Genomic DNA, 24,911 nt, shown 5'->3' with positions numbered 1-24,911 from the left:
CGTCGAAGACCACGAACGGCCTCCGCCCGGCTCAGGGCCAGTCGAGCGACGGGCGGAGCGCCACGTGGGAGTTCGCGTCGCGGTCGAGCTTGACGCCGAGGACCTGGTGGAGCTGGACCTTGTTCCGCTCGAACCCGACGACGCACCCGGCCATGTAGAGCCGCCACACCCGGGCCGTGCCCCGGCCGACCTCACGGACCGCCTCGTCCCAGTGGGCGTCGAGGTTGGCGCACCACTCGCGGAGCGTGAGGGCGTAGTGCTCTCGGAGGTTCTCCTGGTGGCGGATCTCGAAGCCGGTGTCCTCCATCTGGCGGACGAGGTGGCCGGTCGATTCCAGCTCGCCGTCCGGGAAGACGTAGCGGTTGATGAAACCGCCCTTGTTGATCGTCTTCTCCTTGCCGGTCGGCCGGGTGATGCAGTGGTTGAGCAGCCGCCCGCCCGCCTTGAGCTTGCTGTACAGGAACGAGAAGTATGACGGCAGGTTGTCCTTGCCGATGTGCTCGGTGAGGCCGATCGAGCTGACCCGGTCGAAGCTGGACTCCTTGACGTCGCGGTAGTCCATGAAGCGGACCTCGGCCAGCTCGGACAGGCCGGCCTCGGCGATCGCCTTCTGCGCGTACTCGGCCTGCTGCCGGGAGAGCGTGACGCCGAGGCTCTTCACGCCGTACTCGCGGGAGGCGTGCATGACCATGCCGCCCCAGCCGCAGCCGATGTCGAGCAGGCGCATGCCCGGCTGGAGGTCGAGCTTCTTGGCCACCAGGTCGAACTTGGCGTACTGCGCCTCCTCCAGCGTGGCGTCCGCGGACGGGAAGACCGCACATGTGTACGCCATGGAGGGGCCGAGCACCCACTCGTAGAACTGGTTGGAGACGTCGTAGTGGTGGTGGATCGCCTCGGCGTCGCGCTGCTTGGCGTGCCTGCTGCCGAGCCGGGCCAGCGTGCTGCGCCGCATCTCCTGGGGCGGCGGGGGCACCCGCATCAGCAGCGGCTTGGTGCCGAGGGCGCGGACCGCGGCGATCTTCTCGCTGAGCGGGAGGTCGTTGAGCGTCAGCGACCACATCCGGTTGAGCAGCTCGTACATGTCGCCGTGGACGTCGATGTGGCCGGAGACGTACGCCCGGGCCATACCGAGCTCTCCCGGGGCCTGTGCGAGATACGCGACCGCGATGGGCGACTTCACTTCGACACGGACGTCGGCGGTGGGGGGACCCGCCTTGCTCCCGTCATATGCGACGAACTGCACGTCCGCGTTCGGGCCAACGATCTTCTCGAAGATCTCGGCGAGTTTCATGCATCACCTTCCCCGTACACACTTCTCATACAGGTTGAGTAACCGCCCACCGGGGTCGTAGGAGCGTTTGACCGGCCAGTAGGCGTCCCCGTTGTACAGCCGCCAGAACTCCTCCCGCTCGTAGAAGGAGGTGGAGTAGAGGGACTTGTGCCCCTCCAGCTCGTGCACGGCGTTTTCGATCAAGCGGTTGTGATGACCGTCGTGCGCGCCCCGGGGCAGCGGCACCATTCCCCAGAAGCCGAAGTTCACATAGAGCCGCCCGGGCTCCAGCGGGTAGAGCGACCACTCCCCCGTCGCCTTGAGCGGGCACATCCAGACGGGCGTCATGCCGACCTGCTCCTGGAAGAACTCCAGGAACTCCGCCCCCCGCTCGACCGGCACCTCGACGTCCTGGATGACCGACTCCTGCACCGGATTGTTCCGCCAGCGGTCCAGCCGCGCGGTCACGCCGTACCTCTGGTCGAGGCCGACGAGCCGCCGGTAGACGTCGGAGCGGAGCCAGCGGCGCGGCAGGAGCGAGCGGACCAACGGCTGCTGCACCCCGAACGCGCGCGAGCACCAGAACCAGTCGGTGTCCCAGCGCCACAGGTAGTCACGGACGGTGAGCCAGTCGCGGGTGCGGGTCCGCAGCGACTGGTAGTAGATGCGCATCCCCGTGTAGTCGGAGGCGTAGGGCGCCTTGTCGGCGAACGTGCCGACGGTGATGTAGAGCTCGTCGGGCCCGAAGTAGGTCCCGTCGACGAAGTCGACCCGCTCGCCGTCGTGCTCGCCGCTCTGGCAGATCTCCTGCAGGGCGAGCATGCACTTGGCCGCGTCGGTGAACCTCACGTGGGTCAGCCGGACGAACGGCTTGACCGGGGCCAGCTTGATCCGGATCCGCAGGGCGTAGCCCAGCGTGCCGTACGAGTTCGGGAAGGAGCGGAACAGGTCGGCGTGCTCGTTGTCCGCGCGGGCGACGACGATCCTGCCGTCGCCGGTCAGGACCTCCAGCTCCTCGACCGACTCGTGCGGCAGGCCGTCCCTGAAGCTGCTGGACTCGATCCCGAGCCCGGTCACCGCGCCGCCCAGCGTGATCGTCTTGAGCTGCGGCACGACGCACGGCATCAGGCCGTACGGCAGGGTGGCGTCGACGAGGTTCTCGTACGTCGTCATCCCCTGGACCTCGGCCGTCATGGTCTCGGGATCCACCTCGATGACCTGGTCGAGATCGCGCGCGGAGAGCCTGGCCGTCTTGGTCGGCTCGCGGAAGCGGAACAGGTTCGTGGTGGCCTTGGCCAACCGGGGCGCGGCGCCTTCGGGAATCGCGGCGTACGACTCCCTGATCTGCTCGACCGCCTTGTGATGGGCGGTCATACTGGCCGTGCGCTCGGGCATGAAACCACCCCCAGGAATGTTAGAGATCGTCTCTAGGGCACGGTATCCCTGGAAACCATCGCAGACCAGACCGGACACGTTAAGCCCGTGAAAACTATCAGGGCTCCGACATCGATGATCCGCCAGGGGGTGCCGGGAAATCCGCCCCCCACCTCGGCTTGCACCGGCAGACCGAACCTTGTTCTACTTGGCGGCCATACGGACGTGACGCCGAGGAGGCTCCGATGAGTGAACCGGGGAAGGGCCCACTGGCCGGGGTGCGCGTGCTGGAACTCGCCGGTCTCGCCCCCGGGCCGTTCGCGGGGATGATGCTGGCCGACCACGGCGCGGAGGTCCTGCGCGTCGACCGGGTGGCCGCGGTGAGCGACCGGCCGCGCCGGGACGTGATGGACCGGGGCAAGCGCACGATCGGGCTCGATCTGAAGTCGCCCGAGGGCGTCGCGGCGTTCAAGACGCTCGCCGCCAACGCGGACGTGGTCATCGAGGTGTTCCGGCCGGGGGTGGCCGAGCGGCTCGGCATCGGCCCGGCCGACCTGCACGCCGTGAACGAGCGGCTGGTGTACGGCCGGATGACCGGGTGGGGCCAGGACGGCCCGCTGGCGCCGAGGGCCGGCCACGACATCGACTACATCGCCGTCTCCGGCACGCTGTCGATGCTCGGCCGCGAGGGAGGCAGGCCCACCCCGCCGATCAACATCCTGGGCGACTTCGCCGGCGGCGGCCTCATGCTCGCGTACGGCGTCCTGCTCGCGCTCTTCGAGCGGGAGCGGACCGGGCGCGGCCGGGTGATCGACGCCGCCATGGTCGACGGCGCGGCCACCCTGTTCGCGATGTTCTACCACGCCGTGCAGGCCGGCCTCTGGGGCCCGCGCGGCACCAACCTGCTGGACACCGGCGCCCCGATGTACGACACCTACGAGACCGCGGACGGCGGGTTCCTCGCCGTGGGCGCGCTGGAGCCGCAGTTCTGGGCCGAGATGGTGGCGAAGATGGGCCTCGCCGACCTTCCCGACCGCGACGACCGGGCCAACTGGCCGGAGATCCGCGAGCGGCTGGCCGCCGAGTTCCGCACGAGGACGCGGGCCGAGTGGGAGGCGGTCTTCGAGGGGTCAGACGCCTGCGTGTCCCCGGTGCTCTCGATGGCCGAGGCCGTGCGCCACCCGCACAACGAGGCGCGCGGCGCCTTCGTCGAGGTCGACGGGATGACGCAGCCGGCGCCCACGCCCCGGCTGCTGGGGGCGGGACGGAGCGACCTCGCTCCCGCCACCCGCCTGCTCGACCTCGGCGCCTGGGGGCTGGACGACGCGGCCGCGACCGCGTTGCGGGAGAAGGGAGTGCTGGCCTGACGGACGTCTTCGAGGCCGGCTCACCCCGGCGCCATCACCCCGGCCCTGGGCGCCGGGCAGGGCTCAGGCGTCGCCGAAGGACGGCAGCACCGCGACGTAGACGTCGACGCCCGCCGGGTGGTGGACCTCCAGGTCGGTGGTGAACGCGCGGGGCGGCGTGCCGCCGGACTCCGTGTGCTGCCACACCTGCTGCCAGGCGTCCAGGAGCGCGCCGGGCATCGGACCGCGTGCTTCCAGGCGCATCGCCGACACGCCGGGCGCCCGGACGGCCACCATGCCCTCGGGCAGCCGCGCCGCGGTGTGCACCGCGACGCCCACGATCTGGGTGTACGCCCCGTTGTGGTCGCTCTCGTAGTCCGTCAGCACGGCGTACAGGTTCTCGTCCACGCGGCCGGGCACGTGGGCGAACGCCCCGGACGCCCCCGCCCGGGCCCACAGCGCCGGCAGTTGCGCGCGGGAAGGATCGGCCTCCGCCGCGTTGGTCGTCCGTACGGCATGGCCGACGACGAGCACCTCCGGCCGGTCCACGATGATCACGGTTCCTCCCAATGGGTTCCCTCGCCACCATGGATCCTACGAAGCGAATCCCAGGTGCACGCCATAGGTGTGGTGGGAATGCCAACTTTGCCCCTTCACCACATAGGCTGGACAAACGTGCGATTCCTGAATGATGTGACGCCGCCCTACGATCTCACGTACAGCGACGTGTTCATGGTCCCGTCCCGCTCGTCGGTGGGGTCGCGGCTGGCCGTCGACCTGTCGGCGAAGGACGGCACCGGCACCACCATCCCTATCGTCGTGGCCAACATGACCGCCGTCGCGGGCCGCCGGATGGCGGAGACCGTGGCCAGACGCGGCGGCATCACCGTGATCCCCCAGGACATCCCGTTCGACGTGGTCGCCGACGTGATCACCTGGGTGAAGCAACGCGACCTCGTCCACGACACGCCGATCACCTTGACCCCGCACGACACCGTCGGCGAGGCGCTGAACCTGCTGCCCAAGCGGGCGCACGGCGCCGTCATCGTCGTCGACTGGGACAACCGCCCGGTCGGCGTGGTCACGGAGGCCGACTGCCACGGTGTGGACATGTTCACCCAGCTCTCCCAGGTCATGACGCCGTCACCGCAGACCCTGCCCCGGGGCACCGACCCCAGGGAGGCGTTCGACGCGCTGCACGAGCGCAGGCACCGCCTCGCCCCCGTCGTCGACGAGGACGGCCGCGTGGTCGGCGTCCTGACTCGCACGGGCGCCCTGCGCGCCACGCTGTACGAGCCGGCCGTGGACGCGTCGGGACGGCTGCGCGTCGCCGCCGCGGTCGGCGTCAACGGCGACGTGGGCGCGCGGGCGAAGGAACTGCTCGACATCGGCGTGGACGTCCTCGTGGTGGACACCGCGCACGGCCACCAGGAGAAGATGATCTCCGCGCTTCGGACCGTGCGGGCGCTGGATCCGGGCGTTCCCGTCGCGGCCGGCAACGTGGTGACCGCGGAGGGCGTCCGCGACCTCGTCGAGGCGGGCGCGGACATCGTCAAGGTCGGCGTCGGCCCCGGCGCCATGTGCACCACCCGGATGATGACGGGCGTCGGGCGCCCGCAGTTCTCCGCCGTCCTCGAGTGCGCGGCCGAGGCCCGCAGGCTGGGTCGCCACGTGTGGGCCGACGGCGGGGTGCGCCACCCGCGCGACGTGGCGCTCGCCCTCGCCGCCGGGGCGTCCAACGTCATGATCGGCTCCTGGTTCGCCGGGACGTACGAGTCGCCGGGCGACACGCGAACCACCGCCGACGGCCGGAAGTACAAGGAGAACTTCGGCATGGCCTCCGCCCGTGCCGTACGGCTGCGCACGGCGGAGGACACGCCGTTCGAGCGGGCGCGCAAGGCGCTGTTCGAGGAGGGCATCTCCACCTCGCGGATGTTCCTCGACCCGGTACGGCCGAGCGTCGAGGACCAGATCGACGCGATCGTGGCCGGTCTGCGCTCCTCGTGCACCTACGCGGGCGCCACCAGCCTCGCGGAGTTCCACGAGCGCGCGGTCATCGGCGTCCAGAGCGCGTCCGGCTATACGGAGGGCATGCCACTGCACCAGAGCTGGTGACGAACTCTCCCATGCGTCCCGGACCGCCGGGCGATGCCCGGTAGAGTCATCCGGTTGGCCTGGGCATGGGGCCCGGGCCCCGAGTGACGCGACCACGACAAGGAGAGCCAGGTGGCACTGGAAAAGCCCGAGATCGACTTCCCCGAGGGCGCTCCGCCCGCGGACCTGGAGATCGTCGATCTCATCGAAGGGGACGGCCCGGAGGCCAAGCCGGGACACACCGTAAGCGTGCACTACGTCGGCGTCACGTTCTCGACCGGCGAGGAGTTCGACGCGTCGTGGAACCGCGGCTCGGCCTTCCAGTTCCCGCTGGGCGGCGGCCGGGTCATCGCCGGCTGGGACCAGGGCGTCGCCGGGATGAAGGTGGGCGGGCGCCGCCGGCTGACCATCCCGCCGCACCTCGGGTACGGCAACCGCGGCGCCGGCAACGTCATCAAGCCGGGCGAGACGCTGATCTTCGTGGTGGACCTGCTCGACGTGAGCTGATCCGACCGGGCGCGGGCCTTCACACGCGCGTCGCGTGTGAAGGCCCGCGCCCGGGGGTTCCGATCCGGGATCATCGCGTCGATTATGGTCACGTGGTCACGATCACCGAGATCCGCCAGGGACCCCCCGTTCCCCGCTTCGCCCTCCGGCCCGTCGGCGCCGTCGCGCTCGCCGTCACCGGCGTCCTGCTCGCGGTCAGCCCCTGGTACGGCTACCACCGCGACGAGCTCTACTTCCGCCTGCTCGGGCAGCACCACCGGCTCGGCTATTTCGACACGCCGCCACTCACGCCGCTGGTGGCCCGGATCTCCACCGCGCTTTTCGGTGACACCGTCGCCGCGCTGCGCGTCGTCCCCGCGCTGCTGACCGGGGTCCTCGTCGTCCTCGTGGCCTGCGTGGCCCGCGAACTCGGCGGGAGCCGTACCGCGCAGATCCTCGCCGCGGCGGGCACCGCGACCGGCCTGTTCCCGCTGGTCGCCGGGCACGCGCTGCTGACCCTGACCCTGGACCTGCCGCTGTGGACGGCGGCGATCCTGTTCATCCTGCGCGCCTTGCTGCGCGGGGACGGCCGCTGGTGGTTCGCCGCCGGGGCGGTGGTGGGCGTGGCCGCCTACAACCGGCAGCTCATCGTGCTCCTGCTCATCGGCGTCGGCGCCGGGCTCCTGCTGGCCGGGCCCCGGGCGGTGCTGCGCGACCCGCGCCTCTGGCTCGGCGCGCTGTTCGCGCTGGCGATCGCCGCCCCGAACGTGGTCTACCAGTCGACGCACGAATGGCCCCAACTGCAGATGGCGGCCGCCCTGAAGATCGACGAGGGAGCCGACAACCGCGTCACGTTCGTCCCGCTGCAGCTCGTGCTGGTGAGCTGGCCGCTCATCCCCGTCATGGTCGCCGGGTGGATCCGGCTCTGGCGGGACCGCGTCACCCGGTCGGCGGCGATCGCCTATCCGCTGTGCTGCGCGCTCGCCCTCTATTCGGGAGGGCGGCCCGACTATGTGGCCGGACTGCTCCTCCTGCTCTTCGCCGCTGGTTGCGCGCCCACGGTGGAATGGCTGACCGGGCGGCACCGGCGGCGGGTACTCGTCGTGGCGGCGGTCGCTCTCGGCGCGCTCAACAACGTCGTCTTCGCCCTTCCGGTCATCCCGGCCGCCTCGCTGCGCGGCACCCCGGTCGCCCTGGCGAACGAGGTGGCCCGCGAGTCGGTGGGCTGGCCGGGGTTCGCCGCCCAGGTGGCCGCGGTCGTACGGGCCCTTCCGGCGCGGGACCGGGCCAGGGCCGTACTGCTGGCGAGCAATTACGGCGAGGCGGGAGCGCTGGACCGGTGGGCCGGGACGTACGACCTGCCCCCGGTCCACAGCCCGCACAATGAGCTCTACTGGTGGGGGCCGCCACCCGAGACGGCCCGCGTCGCGGTCGTGGTGGGAGCCCCGTCGTCCTTTCTGACCGGGCGGTTCGCCCGCTGCGATCGGACCGCGTCCATCGACGGCATGGCCGGAGAGGAGCAGGGCGTGCCCGTCACCGTGTGCCGCGACCCGGTGACGTCATGGACGGCCCTGTGGCCTGAGCTGCGCCACTACAGCTGACCGCCGGGGCCCCGGATGGGCAGACGGCGGTGCCGTGAGGCAGGATGACGATGTGTTGCTGATCGACCTTGCCCGGACGTCCGCGGCCGTGGCGGCGGACTCGGCCCGACTGGCCAAGATCGCACATCTGGCCGAGCTCCTCGGCAGGGTGTCGCCCGAGGAAGCCGAGATCGCGATCGCCTACCTCTCCGGTGAGATCCCCCAGCGCCAGATCGGCGTGGGCCCGCGCACCCTCAGCGAGGCTCCCGAGCCGCGCCAGGTCGCCACGGCCACCCTGACCCAGGTCGACTCCTTCTTCGAGCGGATCAAGGCCCAGTCCGGCCCCGGGTCGCAGACGGCGCGCAGGGCGCTCGTCGACGAGCTGTTCAGCGCGGCGACCCGCCAGGAGCAGTCCTTCCTCCAGCGGCTGATCCGGGGCGAGCTGCGCCAGGGCGCCCTCGACGGCGTGATGATCGAAGCGCTCGCCAAGGCGGCGAGCATCCCCACGACCGAGATCAGGAGGGCGCTGACGCTGCGCGGCTGGCTGCCCGCCGTGGGCGCCGCCGCCCTGCGCGGCGGGGTCGAGGAGCTGCGCGCGTTCCATCTGGAGGTGGGACGGCCGGTCGCTCCCATGCTCGCGCAGAGCGCGCCGTCCGTCACCGCGGCGCTGGAGAAGATCGGCGGCCCGGCGGCGCTGGAGTGGAAGCTCGACGGCGTGCGCGTGCAGGCCCACCGGTCCGGCGACCGGGTCGGCGTCTTCACCCGCACGCTGGAGGAGATCACACCGCAGGTGCCCGAGCTGGTCGAGGCTCTGCTCCGGCTGCCGGAGCGCGACCTCGTGCTCGACGGCGAGGTCATCGCGTTGCGGCCGGACGGGCGGCCCGAGCCGTTCCAGGTCACCTCGGGCCGGGTCGCGAGCAGGACCGACGTCGAGACCGCCCGGGCCGCGGTGCCGCTGAGCGTCTTCTTCTTCGACGCCCTCCGGGTGGGCGGCGCGGACCTGCTCGACCTGCCCGCCGAGGATCGGCATTCCGTGCTGGCCGGGGCCGTGCCCGCCGAGATCGTCGCGCCCCGCCTCGTCACGGCCGACGCCGAGGCGGGCGAGGCGTTCTTCGCCGACGCCGTACGCCGGGGCCATGAGGGAGTGGTGGCCAAGTCGCTCCAGGCGCCGTACGCCGCGGGCCGGCGCGGAGCGGGATGGGTCAAGGTGAAGCCCCGGCACACGCTGGACCTCGTCGTGCTGGCGGCCGAGTGGGGCAGCGGGCGGCGCGAGGGCTGGCTGTCCAACCTCCACCTGGGCGCGCTCGACCCGGAGACCGGCGGCTTCGTGATGCTCGGCAAGACCTTCAAGGGTCTCACCGACGAGCTGCTGGCCTGGCAGACCGAGCAGTTCCTCCGCTTGGCCGAGGGACCGGCCGACGACTGGGTGGTCAGGGTGAAGCCCGAGCTCGTGGTGGAGATCGCCTTCGACGGGGTGCAGCGGTCGACCCGCTATCCGGGCGGAATGGCGCTGCGATTCGCGCGTGTGCTGCGCTACCGGCCGGACAAGCGGCCCGAGGAGGCCGACACCGTGTCGACGCTCCGCGCCCTCATGCCCTGACCCGCCAGAGCGAAGATGACGGTGGCGACGACGGGCACCCAGGCTCTCCAAGACGGCGTTCCCTTACCGGGGCGGCCCTGGCGTCACTTCACGAGGCGGACCGTCAGGGGGTAGCGGAAGTCGCCGCCGGCGATGGCCGAGACGCCGCCGACGACGGCGAGCACGAAGCCCAGGATCCATATGAACGGGATGAGTACCAGTCCGACGACGGTGAAGGGCAGCAGCAGGGTCGCCCCCAACACGGTGAGGTGGAAGTTGAGCGACTCGGCCGCGTGCCTCCTGATGAACGGCGAGGTGCGGCCGGCGGTCAGCAGCATGATCAGTGGGCCCACCACGAACAGGCCGCACAGTGTCAGCAGGTGCGCCGCCGCTCCGCCCACCCGGTCGCCGCCATCGACGGGCACGGCGCCGGGGTATCCGGCCCGCGGGTGGTATCCCGCGGCCCGCGCCTGACGGCTCGGCGGCACCGCGGGCCCGGGCGGGGGCGTGTACGCGGCGGCCTGGACGCCGTACAGGTCGTCCATGATCGGGATGAGGTCGGCGTGCGTGCGGGCGGTCATCGCCTGGTGCAGCCGCTCGTCCATCTCGAACTTGTCCAGCCGGCCCTCCGCGTAGGCCGCCTTGACGTGCTCGACCACCTGGTCACGGTCCTGGTTCGTGACCCTCAACTCGGGGTGGATGGGCGTGCGCCCGGACCAAGATGGTGTCGCTGCCGCCGGCATCAATGCCTACCTCCGTCGATGGCGCGACCGTGCCGGACGCTCGTGAGCGCCGGGACGGCCGCGACCTGTCTGCCTCTCCTTCGAGTCTGCCTCGCCGCGTGGGCGGAAGAGCGTCTCGCCCTCCATCCTCGGCCCGAGCGGCCGCCGCGGTCCATCGGGGATATCCCGGACGTCTCCCCCGAGAACCCCCTATCCGTTGGGTCACTGATCGCCGCTTGGGCCCCCGGATTGACGGTGGGGAACGGTATATAAGGGGTATGAGATGGCGAGATCGTTACGGCATCAGGCGACTGCGCGGCCCACGGGTCGCCAAGTTCGACCGCGAGGCCACGGATGACGACATTGAGGCGCTGATCGCGTTCGCCAAGTCGCGGCGCGGCGTCGAGTTCTACGTGGAGCCGGAGACGTTCGCCACCGACACCACCGCCGTCGCCGTGGCGCACGACGGCGAGTGGACCCGCCGCCGTGTCGGGTCGCCGGCCGTGATCGGCCGCGTCGCCAGGGACCTCGCGCTGCCGGTGTACGACGTGCAGCTCACCGGCTATCCGGCCCGGATGCGCGCGTACAACGAGCGCCGCCGGGAGCTGGAGCGGCGGCAGACCGAGCCGTGACGCTCCGGCCGATCTATCCGGCCAGGAGGGAGGGCTCCTCACCGAGCATCGCGAGCAACGGCACCAGCCAGCTCATCCGCGGACGGCCCATCTGCGCGTCCAGCTCCTCCGGCGCCGGCATGCGCTCGCGCAGGGCGTCGGGGGGAAGCAGGTGCCGCAGGGCCTGGCAGAGCAGATTCGCCATCGAGTACGCCGGGTCGGCGGCCAGCGCGCGCTCCAGCGCGAGACCGGCGAGGGCGCAGTCCCCGCCGCGCCACGCCGCCGCAGCGAGCAGGGAGGCGGCTGGAGCGACGAAACGCGGCTCCAGGCACCGGGTGAGGTCCCGCCAGAGGGCGAGGTGGGCCGGCCCATCGTCGATCAGCGCCCACGCCTCGTCCCGGACCCGGATGACGATCAGGTCGAGGCCGAGCCGCGCGGCCTCCTCGTCGTCGAGGCGGCCCCCGGAGTCGTAGCGGCCGATCGCCGACCGGACGCGCGCGAGCCCGGCGGCCACGAACGCGGCGGCGGTCTCGTCGGGCCGCTCCGCCAAGGTGAGCAGGGTGCGGGTCTCCGCCACGACCCGTCGCGTTGCCTGGCCCATCGCCACCCGGCCGAGCCCGCCATAGGACTCGACCGAGCGTGCCAGGCTGCGCCGGTCGGGCAGCGCGACCAGGCCGTGCACGACGGCCTCGGCGGCGACGCGGCCGGACACCGGGTCGTACGCCGTGCCCTCGGGCGGGCAGCAGTCCGCCTGGGCGCAGACATAGGACCAGTAGCGCCCGGCGTCGGCGCGGAGCGCCTCGGCGACCTGAACCCCGGCCTCGCGGAGCAGCCGGGTGGCCTCGTCGATCGCGGGGGTCACGAGGGCGGCCGGGCCGTACCCTGCGAGCACGGCCATGGTCATCGGCTCGCGCCGCAGCAGCGCGGCCAGCGGGTCGAGCGCCCTCGGCCCGAGTGGCAGGTCCCAGCGGGTGGTCACGCGCAGCGCGCTCCCCGCGAACGCCGCCACGACCAGGCTGTCCTGCGGGTGGAACCCGAGGAGGTACGGCACGGCCGCGAGGATGTCGGCGGGGGTGGAGAGCACGAGGGTCGAGATGGAGGTCATGGACCGAAAGCGTCGCCGACGCGCTCCCCCGCCGAACGGCCGAACGGGTTTCTGGGGATATCAGGCCCGCTGTGGAGGAACCAGCCGCTCGCGCACCAGCATCGCGGCGCCCGCCACCGCGGCCGGCATGAGGACGACGGCCACGAGGGGCACCAGGAACGCCAGGAAGAGGAGCACGCCGAAGCCGAGGGTGGCCCCCTTGTCCCCGCGCAGCAGGGCGAAACGCTCCTTGCGCGGGATGCCGCGTCGTTCCAGCGGCAGGGCGGTCAGCTCCACGGTGAGGAAGAAGCCGGAGACGATCGCGCCGAGCACGGGCACGACGGTCTGGCCGATCACCGGCACGAAGCCGAGCACGAACAGCGGGATCGTGAACAGCAGCACGTAAAAGAGCGTGATGAGGCTGTCGCGGATGGACCGTCCCAGCGACCGCCAGAAGGGCGCTTCGACGGCGTCGGGAAGGCCGCCGCGGTCCTCCTCGACCTTCTCCGACAGCTTCTCGTAGAAGGGCTCGCCGATGGCCAGGGTCACCGCGGCATAGGTGAGCACCGCGAAGGCGAGGCCGCCCACGAAGAACAGGATGCCGACGAGCGTCCGGAAGACGTCCCGCCAGCCCCAGCCGTCCGCGAACGGGGTCGCCCACTCGGCGAGGTCACCGGCGTGCGTGCCGAGCCACACCAGGGCGAAGGCGTACAGGACGAACGCGATCAGCGCGGGGATCAGGCCGAACAGCCACCACCGGGGATGCCGCGCCACCCAGCCGAGACCCTTGAAAGCACAGCCGACGCCGCTCATGAGGCCGCCGGCCTCTCGCCGGACCGGCCGTACGATGTCGCTCATGTCCGGCAGGCTAGCGTCTCGGATCATGCTCCGCGATCGCGCCGGACCCGCGGGAGGTCAGCCCGCCGTGGGCCAGAGGCGCGTGACGGGGACGCCGACCGCCGCGAGCAGGCGGCGGAGCAGCGGAAGGGAGATGCCGAGGACGTTGCCGTGGTCGCCGTCGATGCCGTCGACGAACCACCCGCCGAGGCCGTCGAGGGTGAACGCGCCCGCCACCCTCAGCGGCTCCCCGCTGGCGACGTAGGCCGAGATCTCGTCGTCCGTCGGGGTGCCGAACCGAACGACCGTCACCCCCACATCGGCGGCCCTGCGGCCCGACACCACGTCGATGACGCAGTGGCCGGTGAGCAGGCGGCCGGTCCTCCCTCGCATCGACCGCCAGCGCGACACGGCGTCCTCCGGCGACGACGGCTTGCCGTACGCGACGCCGTCGAGCTCCAGCACGGAGTCGCAGCCGACGACGAGGCCGGCCTCGAGAGTGGCCGCGACGACGGCGGCCTTGGCCTCGGCGAGAGCCAGGCACAGGGCGGCGGGGGTGTCCGCGGTGATCGCGTCCTCGTCCACGCCGCTGACGATCACCTTCGGATCGAGGCCGGCGGCGCGTAGGACTCCGAGGCGGGCCGGGGACGCGGAGGCGAGGACGAGTTCGGTCACGGAACCCGAGTTTAGTGGGCGCGTTCGCTGTACGGCCCGGCCCTGGACACCGGCCATGCTCACTTCCCTCGGCTAGGGGAATAGGACGGGGGTCCCGGTTTGACCGGGACCCCCGTCTTACGGACGCCCGTCCCGCGCGGGAACGGCGGACGATCTCAGCCTTGGCGGGTGGCACCCGCGATCGCCTGGCGCAGGTTCTCCTCGGCCTGGTTGGACAGCGAGGTGTGGATGATCTTCCCGCCGTACGGCGCGATCTGAGGGATGACCTTGTCCGGCGTGACCTGCGTGACGAGCAGGAAGAGCGCGGCGGAGCCCGGCCTGAGCTCCTCGCCGACCTGCTTCATGAACTTGTCGTCCACGCCCACGTCGGTCATCGAGCCCGCCGCGGCGCCTGACGCGGCACCCACGGCCATGCCGATGAGCGGCATGAAGAAGATGAGTCCGATGAGACCGCCCCAGAGCGCGCCGCCCATGGCGCCGACTCCGGTCGTGCTGGTCGACTGGTGCAGCTTGATCTTGCCGTCTTGGGTCCGCTCCGCGACGGCCGCGTCCGCCAGCATGATCAGGTTCTGCTTCTGCAGCTCGAAGAGCTTGTCCCGGACGCTGTTCGCGGTGGCGACGTCGTCGTACGCGACAGCGATCAGATTCGACATATCGATCCCCCCGATTCGGATGGCCGTAATCATCCCCGGAGAGGCGCCTCTTAAAGCACGCGAATTCGCGACATGACGGTATTAATGTCGCGCCAGTGCTTCCTCTGGGTGTCAGGGATGGTCACAAACACTAGCGCGGGCTTGTCTTTCGGCACGTCGACCAGGGCGAGGGCCGCCGCCGCCTTCCGCTGCTTGCCCTTGATCGTGTAGTTCACGGTGTAGCCGAGCAGCCAGCCGTCCCGCTCGCCGACCGTGATCGGCTGCGACGCGGTCCACCTGATCGTCGCTCCTGAGGGGTGGTGGTTCAGCGTCCACCTGGCGGCGAGGAAGGCGGTGTCCCTGGGACTCGCCTGCACCGGGATCGGCACCAGGCAGGACACCAGCATGCCACGGAAAGACGTGCCCTTGATCTTGGGCAGCATCTGGCGGGTGGCGAAGGGGCTGGCCGGGGTGAGCTTCCACTCCTCGGCGAACCGGGGGAAGGCGACCCCGGACCGCTCGTCCTTCAGCGCGCCCCGGGTCTTCGCCGCCATGCCGTACAGGCGGCCCAGCTGCCGGTCTCGCTCGGGCAGGGCCGGGATCCGGGGGTCGGAGAGCGCGGCCTGCATGACGGCCGTGACCGCCCCGGGCGTGGTCGCGGGCGAGGCGAGGGAAGAGGCCGCGGGCGAGGCGACCAGGGGGGACGCGACTGGAGTCGTCATCGGAGTCGCGGCCGGGCCCCCCGTGGTGGCAGCACTCGTGGTGGGAACGCTCGCGGGCGGGCTCGCCACCGCGGAGCGGGCGGCGATCGCCGAGGTCGCGGAGGCGTCGTCCTCCCCGCCGCTCAACAAGACGAATCCGGCGACACCCGCCGCCGCGACGGCCGTCACGGCCGCGATCGACTTGTAGACGACGTGCATCGGCAGGTCGCCGAGCCCCTTGCCGCCGCGGGGCGGCGGTGGGGGCGCGGGGACCACGATCTTCGGCAGCGGCGTCGTCTCCGCTTCGGCCGCGACGTACGTCGGAACAGCTTTCGTCCCATAGTCCCCAGGTGACACGATCGGGAGCGTACGGCATATCGCGATATTTCGGGCGCGATCCCCATCACACTTCGGGAACGAGGATCATGTGGCGCGGAGCGGCCCCCAGCCCTCGGGGCGGAAGCCGCCAAGCCGGAGCCAGGGGGCGTCGGCGATCACCGTGACCGACCCCGGCTCGATCTCCGTGAAGCCGGCGTCCCGCACCGCGGGCAGGCCGCTGTCCACCAAGGACGCCCACAGCTCGGGCGACGCGGTGCGCACGGCCACCGCCAGCCCCTTGCCGCGCCAGGCGTCCCTGGCCTGCCGGTCACTGCCCCACCAGGCGAGCTGCGCGCCGTGTCCCGCCTGCGCCATCGCCTTGCCCGCGGTCATCTCCAGGTGCGGGTTCACCCAGAGGACCACACCCTCCCGATCCGGCCCGTCCGAAACGCCGGAATCGGTCAGATCGGTGCCGGAAACCTGAAGCCGCTGCAGATCCCTGGGCCAGTCATCGAGCGGCACCGGCGGGTGCACACGCACCTCGGCCGTCCGCACCCCCACCGTGATTCCCGGCAGATCGAGGACGCGGCGCCACTCGGCTCCCCGCGCCCGGCGGACTACCTTCCTGATCCCGATGCGCTCCCACTGCGCGATCGGCTCGGACCATTCCTCCTGATCGAGCAGGTTCAGCACCGCGTGCGCCGCCGCCTCCAGCGCGTCGGTGCGCTCGGGGGGAGCGGCACGTTCGATCCGGACGACGAGGGGGAGGACCCATTGGTTCATCCCACCAGGATTCCAGCCCTCCGCGGCTCGCTCACCTTCGCGCCGATCCGCGCCGACATCAGGGCGTCTGCCAGGCACAGCACGCCCGCGATCCCGCGTCCCCGGCCCCCGCTGACCGGCGCCCCGATTTGGCTAGGCTCGGGTCGTGCCTGAGCCGATCATCGATGTCAAGGATCTTCACATCGTGCTGGGGGCGAACCCCGTCCTGCGCGGCGTCGATCTCACCGTCCGTCAGGGAGAGATCGTCGCCGTCGCGGGCGAGAACGGGACGGGAAAGTCCACCCTGCTGCGCTGCCTGGCCGGCCTGCGGCCGCCGACCTCCGGCGAGGTCTCCGTCTTCGGCACGCCGCCGAGCGACGACGCCGCGTTCTGGCGCGCGGTCGCCCTGGTCGCCGCCGAACCGGCGTGGTATCCCGGACTGACCGTACGCGAGCACGTCGAGCTGATCCGGGTCACGCACGAGCCGGTGGACGACGCCTGGCCGGACGTCGCCCAGGTCCTGGAGCGCTGCGGGCTCACCGAACGGGCCGACGCCGTCCCGCTGACCCTCTCCACCGGCCAGCGACAGCGGCTGTGCCTGGCCTCCGCGCTCGTACGGCCCAGCCGCCTGCTCCTGCTGGACGAGCCGGAGCACGGCCTCGACACCGCCTTCCGCACCCGGCTGGCCGGGATCCTGACCGAGTACGCCCGGAGCGGAGGGACCGTCGTCATGGCCAGCCACGATCCCGGCCTCATCGAGGCGACCGGGGCGCGGCACACCGTCCTGTCCTCCGGACGGCTGGCCGCCGGAGCCGCGCGGTGAACGCCCTCGCCTCCGCCCGCTCGATCATCCGCGCCCCTCGGGCGAAGCGCGAGCGCACCTGGCAGGACCGGTACACGCTGGCCCTCGCCACCGTGGTGCTCGGCGCGGTCGCCGCCGAGCCGCTGTCCCGGGCATGGAACCGCATCGTGGCGCCGGCCGCCACGGCGGACCCGGCCACGATCGGCACGGGTCTCGCCCTCGTCGTCCTCGCCTATACGGGGTTGATCGCCCTGGCTCGCCTCATCGGACCGATCACGGTCTCCTCCGCGGACGCCGCCTGGCTGGTGCCGTCGCCGCTCACCCGGCGGGCCGTGCTGCGGCCCGCCGCGGTGCGGCTGCTTGTCGCGTCGGTCGTCGCCGGAGCGGTGCTGGGCGTCACCGTCCTCGTCGTGCTCGGGGTCCCGGACCTCGCCACGCTCCGGGTGGCCGGCACCGTCCTCATCGCCGTCGCCGCCTGCGTCGGCGGGGTCGCCACGGCCGTGCTGGCCCAGCGGGGGGACCAGGAGTCGGACTGGCTGGGGGTCGCGCTCGCCGTGCTCGCGACCCTCGCGATCGTCGCCGGGCTCGCGGCGGCGAGCGGCGCGGCGCTCCCCTGGCGCTCGCTGCTCACCGCGCTCCCGCGCGTCCCGGCGAGCGCGATCGTCGGCGCCGCCGCGGCGGCCTGTCTCGCGGCGACCGGCCTCGCCGTACGGGCGTGGCGGGCGTTGTCCCGCTTCCCCTCCCGGGCGGTGATCGCCTCGTCGGCCCGGGTCGGCCAGGCCACGGACGCGATCGTCACGCTGGAGCCCGGGCTGCTCACGTGGATCGCCGAGGACAATCACTGGCGTGCCCGACGGCTGCGCTCGCGGCCCTGGCCGCACCTGCCCGCGCCCCTCGCGCTGGCCTGGGTGGAGGCGCGCCGGCTCGGCCGCCGCCCCGCCCGCCTGGCGGCGCTGCTCGCGGCTGCGGCGTTCCCCGCGCTGGCCGCCGTCGCCACCGGCGGGATCACGCCGCCCGTCGCGGTCACGCTGCTCGCGGGCGCCCTCACCGCCGCAGCCTCGGCGACGGCGGGGGCCCGCCGCGACAGCGAGAACCCCACCCTGATCCGGCTGGCCGGAGTCTCGCGGCAGGCGGCGAGGGCCGCGCGGGCGATCCCGCCCGCGCTGCTCGCCGCCGCGTGGCTGGCCGCCGCGCTCGCCGCCCTCGGCCTCGTCGGGCCGGGCGTCGCGGCGGGCGCGTCGTGGTGGGCCTTCGCTCCACTGTGCGCGCCGCCGATTGCCGTCGCCGCGCTGCGGATGGCGGGGCGCGGGCCGATCGACCACTCGCTGCCGGTGCTCGACACCCCCGGCGGTCCGGTCCCGCTGGGCCCCCTCTTCTGGGGCCTCACCGGGATCGACCTGGCCGTGCTCGGCTGCGCCCCCGCGCTCGCTGCCCTGCTGCTCCATCCCGCGCAGACGGCCGGCTTCCTGACGGCCCAGGCGGTCGCGACCGTCCTGACCGTCGGCGGCTTCCTCCTCCGCGGCCGCAGGCCGTAGCGCGAGAAGGCCCCGCACCTGAGCCGTGCGGGGCCGATCCATGCCGAGGCTCATGCCTGCCAGGACGAAACCCGGCCCGCCTTAAGCCGGGGCATCCGATTCCGGGCTCACGCCACGAGGACGGGGCGCGGCACGGCAAACGGATTATCGGCGCCCAACAACACGAACGCCCTGTTCCTCGATCAGGAACAGGGCGTTTTCTCTGGTGGAGCTATGGGGACTCGAACCCCAGACCCCCTCCATGCCATGGAGGTGCGCTACCAGCTGCGCTATAGCCCCTTGGTGACGCCCGCGGCGGGTTTCCCCTTGCGGCGCCACGCCAGTGTATAGGACTTTCCGACCAAGGCTGTAACCGATCAGCCGAGGGACCGCGTCCGGCGGATCAGGTCGGCCAGCTCGGCCACGTCGCGGTCCTCGGTGGCGGCCGCGAGACGGGATCCGTGGGCCTCCAGCTCCTCCAGTCCCAGGCCGAACCGCTCACCGCGTCCCGCCCACGGAGCGCGCAGGTAGTCGGCGAAGGCGGCGGCCGCCGCGTCGACCTGGAGCCGGAGCGGCGCCGAAGTCCACAGATCGCCGCGCACGTCACGCGTGTCCACCGCGCGGCTGATCTCGGCGGGCCTGCGGCTGTCGGGGTCGAGCCAGCGGACCGTGGCCGTCGCGAGCTGCCCGGACGCCCCGGCTCGGAGCCGTACCCAGTAGAGGGCGGTCACGGAGTGACCGGGGCCGACCTCCCCGCCGTCACGCGAGTCGTCGCGGAAGTCCTCCGGCGCGAGCTCCCGGTTCTCGTATCCGAGCAGGCTGTACGACTCGACGGTCGCCGGGTTGAACACGACCTGCGCCTTGGCGTCGCGGGCACGCAGGTCGAGGTTGGCGGGAAGCCGTTCGACGAAGACCTCGCGCGCCTGTTCCTGCGAGCTCACGTAGACGGCGGAGCCGTCCCCGTTGTCGGCGAGCTGCTCCATCAGCTGGTCGCCGTACTCACGGCCGACACCGACGCAGAGCAGGGTGATCTGCTTGCCCGCGTAGTCACTCACCCGGTCGAGGATGGCCCGCCACTCGGTCTCGCCGGTGTTCGCGAGACCGTCGGAGAGCAGGATCACCCGGTTGGTGGCCACGGAGCGGAAGGTTCGGGACGCCTCCTGGTATCCCGTGACGAGGCCGTCCTCCAGGTTGGTGGATCCCTCGGTGCGCAGCTCGTCGATGGCGGCGTGGAGCCGCGGGCGCTCCGTCATCGGGACCATGGGGTTGATCAGGCGGGCCGAGTGGCTGAAGGACACGATCGATACCTGGTCCCCCGGCATGAGCTGGTCGACGAGCGTGTGCAGGGCGGCGCGGACGAGGTCGAGCCGGCCGGTCTCAGCCATGGACCCGGAGACATCCACCACGAACGTCAGGTTGGCCGGCCGGCGCTGCTCCTTGGCGAGGCCGCGCGTGCGCAGCCCCACCCGGACCAGCGTGGCGCCGTTCGTCCTGGCCCCGTCGACGTGTACGGCGAAGCCGTTGTCGTCCGGCTCGGCGTAGTCCTGCTCGAAGGAGTTGACGAACTCCTCGGTTCTCACCTGGGCCTGTTCGGGCAGCCGCCCCTCCTGGATGGCCCGGCGCGCGTAGCCGTACGACGCGGTGTCGACGTCGAGCGCGAACGTCGAGATCTGCTCGGCCGTGGCGTCGCGTTCCCGCCTCGGGGCCACGGCCGCCTGGTCGCCGGGCGCGGCCCGTCCGGCCGCTGACGGGGTCTCGCCTCCGCCGCAGGCGGCGAGAAGAACTGACAGCAGGGCGATCCCCATAAGGACTGACAAACGTGGCTTCATCCGGCACCTCCGTCGGCTCCCGTTCGCCCTTTACGACGCCATCCGGTACGGCATGGCCGGGCCCGTCACGCAAGCGACGGCAAACCGTGCCCATCACGTGATACGCGTCGGGCCGTCTCCCCCTCGCGAAAACGCCCCGGGCCCCCTCAAACCCGGAACCGGTGCCGGACGGCGGGACTGGAGCTACGGACGGCCCACCAGCGTGGAGAGCGTGACCGGGCGGAGTCCCCGCTCCCTGAGTCCTCGGACGATGGCGGGGAGCGCTTTGTCGGTCAGCCCCGAGGGCTTGCCGCCGCCGAGGTGGAGGACGACGATCGAGCCGCCGCGCACGTGGTCGAGGGTCTGCTTGACGATCGCGTCCGGCGAGGTCGCGAACGCGTCCCCGCCGACCACGTCCCACTGGACGGGTGTCAGGCCCTCGGCGGCGACCGCCTTCAGCGCCGCCTTGTCGTAGCAGCCTCCGGGGAACCGGAAGAACCGCGGATGGCCGGGGTTGAGCCGGTCGAGCAGGGCCTCGGTCCTGCGGAGGCTCAGCCGCATGTCGCCGGTACGGCCGAGGCCGTAACAGGGGGTGCTGAACGCCTCGTGGTCGTAGGAGTGGTCGGCCACCTCGAACAGCGGATCGGCGGCGAGCCCGGCCGCGACACGGGGATAGCGCTCGATCCACAGCCCGGTCATGAAGATCGTCGCGGGCACCTTGAGCCGTCGCAGCTCCGCGATCAGGCGGGGGTTGGCGTACGAGTCCACCTCGCCCCGGTCGAGCTGCTTCTCCATGTAGGTCGTCATGTCGGCGTCGAAGGTCAGCGCGACCATGGTCGACTTCCGCGACCCGTGGCGTACGAGATCGCGCGGACGCGGCGACGGGGATCTCCCGGGAGCCGCCGACGAAGACGCGACCGGAGACGGCTCCGGGGTCGCCCGTGTGGCGGACGGCTCGCCGGACGGCGCGGGCGCCGCACCCACGCCCGCCGTGACGGGCCACGTGCCCGCGGAATGCTCCGTCCGGGGTGCGGCGCACCCGGCGACGAGGAGCAATGACATCAGGAGAGACCGCCGCCTCAGCATGATCGGCATGTTACGGCCCAGAGAGGCGGCTTCGGCAGCGAACCGGCCGGAAAACGACGAAGGCCGACAGGTCGTCCCTTTCCTGGAACACCGTCGGCCCTGATCAAATGAGTGGAGCTATGGGGACTCGAACCCCAGACCCCCTCCATGCCATGGAGGTGCGCTACCAGCTGCGCTATAGCCCCTTGCGACGCCAGTAAGTGTATAGGAATCGGCGCGCTGGACGGTAACCGAAAGCCGCGATGTCACGCCGGCGGGCCCGTGATAGGTCTGAGGTCTTATGAGCACCGAACTGTTCGTCCGTCACCGTGACCTGCTCACCGGGGTGGCGTACCGCATCCTGGGCAGCGCGGCCGACGCCGAGGACGTGGTGCAGGACGCGTGGCTGCGCTGGTCCGAGGTGGACGCGGGAGAGATCGAGAACCCCAGGGCGTACCTCGTGCGCGTGACCACGAACCTGGCGATCGACCGGTTGCGGCGGGTCAGGGCACGGCGCGAGGAGTACGTCGGCCCGTGGCTCCCCGAACCGGTCAGCACCGCGCCGGACGCGGCGGAACGCGCCGGCCTGGCCGACAGCGTGGAGCTCGCGCTGCTGGTCGTGCTGGAGACGCTGTCACCGCTGGAGCGCGCGGTGTTCGTGTTGCGTGAGGCGTTCGGCTTCTCGTACGCGGAGATCGCCGGGATCCTGGGCCGAGGCGAACCCGCCGTCCGGCAGCTCGCCAGGCGGGCCCGCGACCACGTGCAGGCGCGCAGGCCACGGTTCGACGTGGACCGGCGGGAGCGCAGGCGGGTGACCGAGCGCTTCGCCTGCGCCTGCGCCGAAGGCGACCTGCACGGCCTCATGGAGCTCCTGACCGCGGACGTCACGCTGGTCGGCGACGGGGGCGGCAAGGCGAAGGCGCCGCTGAGGGTGATGACCGGGCGGGATCACGTCGCACGGTTCCTCATGGCCATCGCGTCCGAGGAAGGGGTCGGCCGGTTCCTGAGCTCGATCGGGGCGGGCGACCTCACCTCGATCGGCTTGGAGATCACCGATATCAACGGCGGCCCGGCGCTCGTGGCGACCGCCGAGGGCCGCGCCGTCACCGTGATCTCCCTCGTCGTCTCGGACGGCAAGATCGAGTCCGTCTATCTCATCGCCAATCCGGAGAAGATGTCACGAATTACGACCGGCGGCACGTCCTGGAGTACATGAGCGAAAACATCACCATCACCATCATCGGCGGCGGACTGGCCGGGCTGACCGCGGCGATCGCGTGCGCCGAGGGCGGCGCGGCCGTCACCCTGCACGAGGCGCACCGGACCCTCGGCGGCCGCGCCCGGTCCTCCGCCGCGCCGTACGTCGCGAACGACGGCACGCACGTCTTCTACGACGGCGCGCCGTTCAGGTGGCTGGCGGAGCGGAAGCTGGTCCAGCCGTACGTGAGCCTGCCGCTGAAGGCACTGGCCCGGAGCAGGTTCAGGTACCGCGACCGGCTGACGGCGCGGCCGCCGCTGGGCCTGCTCGCCATGACCGCCAGGCGGGGGGTGCGCGCGCCCGTGGACGAGAACTTCCGTTCGTGGGCCGGCCGCCGGTTCGGCGCGGAGCCCACGCGCGCCGCCGCGGGCGTGCTCGGCGTCGTCACCTACGACGCCGATCCGGGCAGGCTGTCCGCGGCCTTCGTCTGGGAACGCCTCACGCGCGCCTTCTCGCCGCGCTATCCCACGGTCCGCTACGTCATCGGCGGCTGGGGGCGGGTCATCGACCGGATGGCCGAGCACGCGCGCGGCCTGGGGGTGCGCGTCGAGACCGGCTCGCGGGTCGACGAACTCCCCGCCGGTCCGGTGATCGTGGCCACGTCGCTGCACGCGGCCAGGAACCTGCTCGGGGACGAAACCCTCCGCTGGGAGAGCGGCCGTTCCGTCCTGCTCGACCTGGCCGTACGCCGGCGGCCGGACGACCTGTTCATGGTCTCTGATCTGGACGAGGGCGGCTTCCTCGAACGGTACTCGCTGCCCGATCCGACGCTCGCGCCTCGCGGCGAGAGCCTGGTCCAGCTGGAGATGCCGATGCGGCCGGGTGAGTCGAAGGCCGCGGCGGTCGCGAGGCTGGAGCGGATCGCCGACCTCGGCCTGCCGGACTGGCGGGACCGCCTGACCTGGCGGCGCGACGCCGTGGCGGCGGGCCGGACCGGCGCGCTCGACCTTCCCGGGCTGACCTGGCGGGACCGGCCCGCGATCGACCGGGGCGACGGCGTCTGGCTCGCGGGCGACTCCGTGGCCGCTCCCGGCATGCTCGGCGAGGTGTCCGTCCACAGCGCACTCGAAGCGGCGGCGGCCGCGCTGTCTGGAAGGGATCGCTCGGCCAGGCTCCGAATCCATGGTTGAAATCGCGTCGAGAACGCACGCCCAGGTCGCCGAAGGACCCACGTGGCTCCCGGAGACGGGCGAGCTGCTCTGGGTGGACATCCCGGCGGCGGAGATCCACTACTTCTCCCCGTCGACCGCCCCCGCCGGGCCGGTGGTGAGTTCGGCCCGCGCCAGCCGGTAGACGGCGGCCATCAGCAGCACACCACCGGCGAGCTGGAGCGCGGTGAGGTGCTCACCCAGCAGGAGGACGCCGATGAGCGCGGCGACCAGCGGCTCCACCAGGGCGACGACCGCCGCCGTGGTGCCGCTGACCGCGCCCAGACCGGCGAAAAACAGCCCGTACGCGAGCGCGGTCGGGACGACGCCCAGATAGGCCAGCGACAGCACCGCCGCGCCCGTGTCCCCACCGGAGGGGAGGACGCCGCGAGCCATCGCGAGGGGCAGCAGACAGACGGCGCCGGCCGCGAAGGACCAGGCCACCGAGTCACCGGGCGTCCCCTGACCAGGCCGATCCCGCCGCCCCAGCTGATCCCGCCGATCCGCTTGACCCTCCTGAACCCCTTGATCCAGCTGATCGGGCTGCTCGGGCTGATCGGGCTGATCCGGCCGACCGGGCCGCGCGGGACCGCTCAGCAGCGTCATCGCCGCGTATGCCGCCGCGGACAGCACGGCGTATCCCACGCCCGCCGGGGAGAACTCGCCCGGACCTCCGGCCAGCATGGCCAGACCCGCGACGGCCGCGCCGACGCCCGCCTTCGCGGCGCGGCTCAGCCGCTCGCCGAGAAGGAGCCGACCTCCGGCCGCGACGAACAGGGGGTTCGCCCCCATGGTGATCATCGTGGCGAGGGCGACACCGCTCTCGGCGATCGCCGCGAAGTACGAGACCTGCGAGATCGCCATGGTCGCGCCGAGCGCAAGGATCATCCGCCACGACCGGAGCGGGTTGGCCCGGCGGGCGCTCGCCGGGCGGCCGAGGAACGTCACCGCGAGCAGGAGCGCGGCCCCGATGAGGAATCGCCAGAAGGTGACGGCCACGGGGCTGAGATCTCCCGCCCGCCGCAGGAAGTCGCCGACCGCTCCCCCGGTTCCCCAGGCGATCCCGGCGGCGGACACGAAGATCAGGCCCCGCCGTACGGGCAGGGCAGGAACGTGCGTCATCGATGTCTCTCATGGTGAGTGGTGAGAAGGGCCCGGAGAGCGGGCAGCCACCACCGGCCAGACCACCCGGGTCCGGCTCACGAGAGGGTCCGCCCGCTATCGGGCGGGCGGCGGGGAGATGAT

Annotated in this window: 24 protein-coding genes and 2 tRNA genes; 11 read left to right on the top strand and 15 right to left on the bottom strand. The window is 72.1% G+C overall.

Going from position 1 to position 24,911, the window contains the following annotated elements:
* Positions 1 to 31 precede the first annotated feature (31 nt).
* Both QSK17_RS24005 and QSK17_RS24000 read right to left on the bottom strand, forming a co-directional pair.
* Positions 32 to 1,291, bottom strand: coding sequence for a class I SAM-dependent methyltransferase (locus tag QSK17_RS24005; protein WP_285707430.1), 1,260 nt, complete (start codon positions 1,289 to 1,291; stop codon positions 32 to 34).
* Between the two features lie 3 nt (positions 1,292 to 1,294).
* Positions 1,295 to 2,665, bottom strand: coding sequence for an FAD-binding oxidoreductase (locus QSK17_RS24000; protein WP_285707429.1), 1,371 nt, complete (start codon positions 2,663 to 2,665; stop codon positions 1,295 to 1,297).
* Positions 2,666 to 2,889: 224 nt separating this feature from the next.
* Here QSK17_RS24000 and QSK17_RS23995 point away from each other — a divergent pair, with 224 nt between their 5' ends.
* Complete coding sequence (locus QSK17_RS23995; RefSeq protein WP_285707428.1) at positions 2,890 to 4,011, top strand: CaiB/BaiF CoA transferase family protein; 1,122 nt, start codon at positions 2,890 to 2,892, stop codon at positions 4,009 to 4,011.
* Positions 4,012 to 4,074: 63 nt separating this feature from the next.
* On the opposite strand, the gene QSK17_RS23990 is transcribed toward QSK17_RS23995, so the two are convergent.
* Positions 4,075 to 4,548 (bottom strand): GyrI-like domain-containing protein, encoded by a 474-nt coding sequence (locus QSK17_RS23990; RefSeq protein WP_285707427.1) that lies wholly within the window; start codon positions 4,546 to 4,548, stop codon positions 4,075 to 4,077.
* A 117-nt stretch (positions 4,549 to 4,665) separates the two neighbouring features.
* Here QSK17_RS23990 and QSK17_RS23985 point away from each other — a divergent pair, with 117 nt between their 5' ends.
* The 4 genes from QSK17_RS23985 (at position 4,666) to QSK17_RS23970 (ending at position 9,750) form a co-directional block, all read left to right on the top strand.
* Complete coding sequence (locus QSK17_RS23985) at positions 4,666 to 6,105, top strand: GuaB1 family IMP dehydrogenase-related protein (protein ID WP_285707426.1); 1,440 nt, start codon at positions 4,666 to 4,668, stop codon at positions 6,103 to 6,105.
* A 111-nt stretch (positions 6,106 to 6,216) separates the two neighbouring features.
* Complete coding sequence (locus QSK17_RS23980; protein WP_285707424.1) at positions 6,217 to 6,591, top strand: FKBP-type peptidyl-prolyl cis-trans isomerase; 375 nt, start codon at positions 6,217 to 6,219, stop codon at positions 6,589 to 6,591.
* Positions 6,592 to 6,683: 92 nt separating this feature from the next.
* The gene (locus QSK17_RS23975; protein WP_285707423.1) at positions 6,684 to 8,171 is read left to right on the top strand and encodes a glycosyltransferase family 39 protein; all 1,488 of its coding nucleotides are present in this window, start codon (positions 6,684 to 6,686) and stop codon (positions 8,169 to 8,171) included.
* A 52-nt stretch (positions 8,172 to 8,223) separates the two neighbouring features.
* Positions 8,224 to 9,750, top strand: a complete 1,527-nt coding sequence (locus QSK17_RS23970) for an ATP-dependent DNA ligase (RefSeq protein WP_285707422.1) — start codon at positions 8,224 to 8,226, stop codon at positions 9,748 to 9,750.
* Positions 9,751 to 9,833: 83 nt separating this feature from the next.
* Here QSK17_RS23970 and QSK17_RS23965 read toward each other — a convergent pair whose 3' ends face one another.
* Positions 9,834 to 10,418: a DUF1707 and DUF4870 domain-containing protein gene (locus QSK17_RS23965; RefSeq protein ID WP_285707421.1), complete on the bottom strand. Its 585-nt coding sequence runs from the start codon at positions 10,416 to 10,418 to the stop codon at positions 9,834 to 9,836.
* Positions 10,419 to 10,729: 311 nt separating this feature from the next.
* Between QSK17_RS23965 and QSK17_RS23960 the strand changes: the two genes are divergently transcribed.
* A complete protein-coding gene (locus tag QSK17_RS23960; protein ID WP_285707419.1) occupies positions 10,730 to 11,083 on the top strand; it encodes a hypothetical protein in 354 nt (117 codons plus the stop codon).
* A 13-nt stretch (positions 11,084 to 11,096) separates the two neighbouring features.
* Here QSK17_RS23960 and QSK17_RS23955 read toward each other — a convergent pair whose 3' ends face one another.
* The 6 genes from QSK17_RS23955 to QSK17_RS23930 form a co-directional block, all read right to left on the bottom strand.
* Entirely contained in the window at positions 11,097 to 12,167 is a 1,071-nt protein-coding gene (locus QSK17_RS23955) for a DUF4192 domain-containing protein (protein WP_285707418.1), read from the bottom strand.
* A 60-nt stretch (positions 12,168 to 12,227) separates the two neighbouring features.
* Positions 12,228 to 13,004, bottom strand: coding sequence for an EI24 domain-containing protein (locus QSK17_RS23950; protein WP_285707417.1), 777 nt, complete (start codon positions 13,002 to 13,004; stop codon positions 12,228 to 12,230).
* Positions 13,005 to 13,061: 57 nt separating this feature from the next.
* On the bottom strand, positions 13,062 to 13,658 hold the full coding sequence (locus tag QSK17_RS23945; RefSeq protein ID WP_285707416.1) for a nucleoside triphosphate pyrophosphatase: 597 nt from the start codon (positions 13,656 to 13,658) through the stop codon (positions 13,062 to 13,064).
* Positions 13,659 to 13,813: 155 nt separating this feature from the next.
* A complete protein-coding gene (locus tag QSK17_RS23940) occupies positions 13,814 to 14,311 on the bottom strand; it encodes a DUF1269 domain-containing protein (RefSeq protein ID WP_285707415.1) in 498 nt (165 codons plus the stop codon).
* Positions 14,312 to 14,361: 50 nt separating this feature from the next.
* Positions 14,362 to 15,348 (bottom strand): hypothetical protein, encoded by a 987-nt coding sequence (locus QSK17_RS23935; protein WP_285707413.1) that lies wholly within the window; start codon positions 15,346 to 15,348, stop codon positions 14,362 to 14,364.
* A gap of 66 nt (positions 15,349 to 15,414) precedes the next feature.
* Positions 15,415 to 16,092, bottom strand: coding sequence for a peptidyl-tRNA hydrolase (locus tag QSK17_RS23930; RefSeq protein ID WP_285707412.1), 678 nt, complete (start codon positions 16,090 to 16,092; stop codon positions 15,415 to 15,417).
* A gap of 145 nt (positions 16,093 to 16,237) precedes the next feature.
* On the opposite strand from QSK17_RS23930, the gene QSK17_RS23925 reads away from it, so the two are divergent.
* Together QSK17_RS23925 and QSK17_RS23920 are read left to right on the top strand one after the other, a co-directional pair.
* Positions 16,238 to 16,894 (top strand): ABC transporter ATP-binding protein, encoded by a 657-nt coding sequence (locus QSK17_RS23925; RefSeq protein ID WP_285707410.1) that lies wholly within the window; start codon positions 16,238 to 16,240, stop codon positions 16,892 to 16,894.
* The gene (locus QSK17_RS23920; protein WP_285707409.1) at positions 16,891 to 18,408 is read left to right on the top strand and encodes a DUF6297 family protein; all 1,518 of its coding nucleotides are present in this window, start codon (positions 16,891 to 16,893) and stop codon (positions 18,406 to 18,408) included. The genes QSK17_RS23925 and QSK17_RS23920 overlap by 4 nt, the downstream gene beginning before the upstream one ends.
* Positions 18,409 to 18,611: 203 nt before the next feature.
* On the opposite strand, the gene QSK17_RS23915 is transcribed toward QSK17_RS23920, so the two are convergent.
* The 4 genes from QSK17_RS23915 to QSK17_RS23900 form a co-directional block, all read right to left on the bottom strand.
* Positions 18,612 to 18,687, bottom strand: a tRNA-Ala gene (locus QSK17_RS23915).
* Positions 18,688 to 18,764: 77 nt separating this feature from the next.
* Complete coding sequence (locus tag QSK17_RS23910) at positions 18,765 to 20,216, bottom strand: vWA domain-containing protein (protein WP_285707408.1); 1,452 nt, start codon at positions 20,214 to 20,216, stop codon at positions 18,765 to 18,767.
* Between the two features lie 183 nt (positions 20,217 to 20,399).
* Entirely contained in the window at positions 20,400 to 21,257 is an 858-nt protein-coding gene (locus tag QSK17_RS23905; protein ID WP_285707532.1) for a polysaccharide deacetylase family protein, read from the bottom strand.
* A gap of 136 nt (positions 21,258 to 21,393) precedes the next feature.
* A tRNA-Ala gene (locus QSK17_RS23900) sits at positions 21,394 to 21,466 on the bottom strand.
* Between the two features lie 95 nt (positions 21,467 to 21,561).
* On the opposite strand from QSK17_RS23900, the gene QSK17_RS23895 reads away from it, so the two are divergent.
* From QSK17_RS23895 to QSK17_RS36250, 3 genes are read left to right on the top strand one after another with little or no spacing between them, the layout of a single operon-like run.
* Complete coding sequence (locus QSK17_RS23895) at positions 21,562 to 22,476, top strand: RNA polymerase sigma-70 factor (RefSeq protein WP_285707406.1); 915 nt, start codon at positions 21,562 to 21,564, stop codon at positions 22,474 to 22,476.
* Positions 22,473 to 23,648 (top strand): NAD(P)-binding protein, encoded by a 1,176-nt coding sequence (locus QSK17_RS23890; protein WP_285707405.1) that lies wholly within the window; start codon positions 22,473 to 22,475, stop codon positions 23,646 to 23,648. The genes QSK17_RS23895 and QSK17_RS23890 overlap by 4 nt, the downstream gene beginning before the upstream one ends.
* A complete protein-coding gene (locus QSK17_RS36250) occupies positions 23,641 to 23,811 on the top strand; it encodes an SMP-30/gluconolactonase/LRE family protein (protein WP_352231832.1) in 171 nt (56 codons plus the stop codon). The genes QSK17_RS23890 and QSK17_RS36250 overlap by 8 nt, the downstream gene beginning before the upstream one ends.
* Here QSK17_RS36250 and QSK17_RS23885 read toward each other — a convergent pair.
* Complete coding sequence (locus QSK17_RS23885; protein WP_285707404.1) at positions 23,748 to 24,788, bottom strand: DMT family transporter; 1,041 nt, start codon at positions 24,786 to 24,788, stop codon at positions 23,748 to 23,750. The two genes, QSK17_RS36250 and QSK17_RS23885, sit on opposite strands and share 64 nt — an antisense overlap.
* Between the last annotated feature and the right edge of the window lie 123 nt (positions 24,789 to 24,911).

The sequence above is a fragment of the Microtetraspora sp. NBRC 16547 genome (assembly GCF_030268965.1).
Taxonomy (GTDB): domain Bacteria; phylum Actinomycetota; class Actinomycetes; order Streptosporangiales; family Streptosporangiaceae; genus Microtetraspora.
This window is presented reverse-complemented; position numbering and strand designations above follow the sequence as displayed.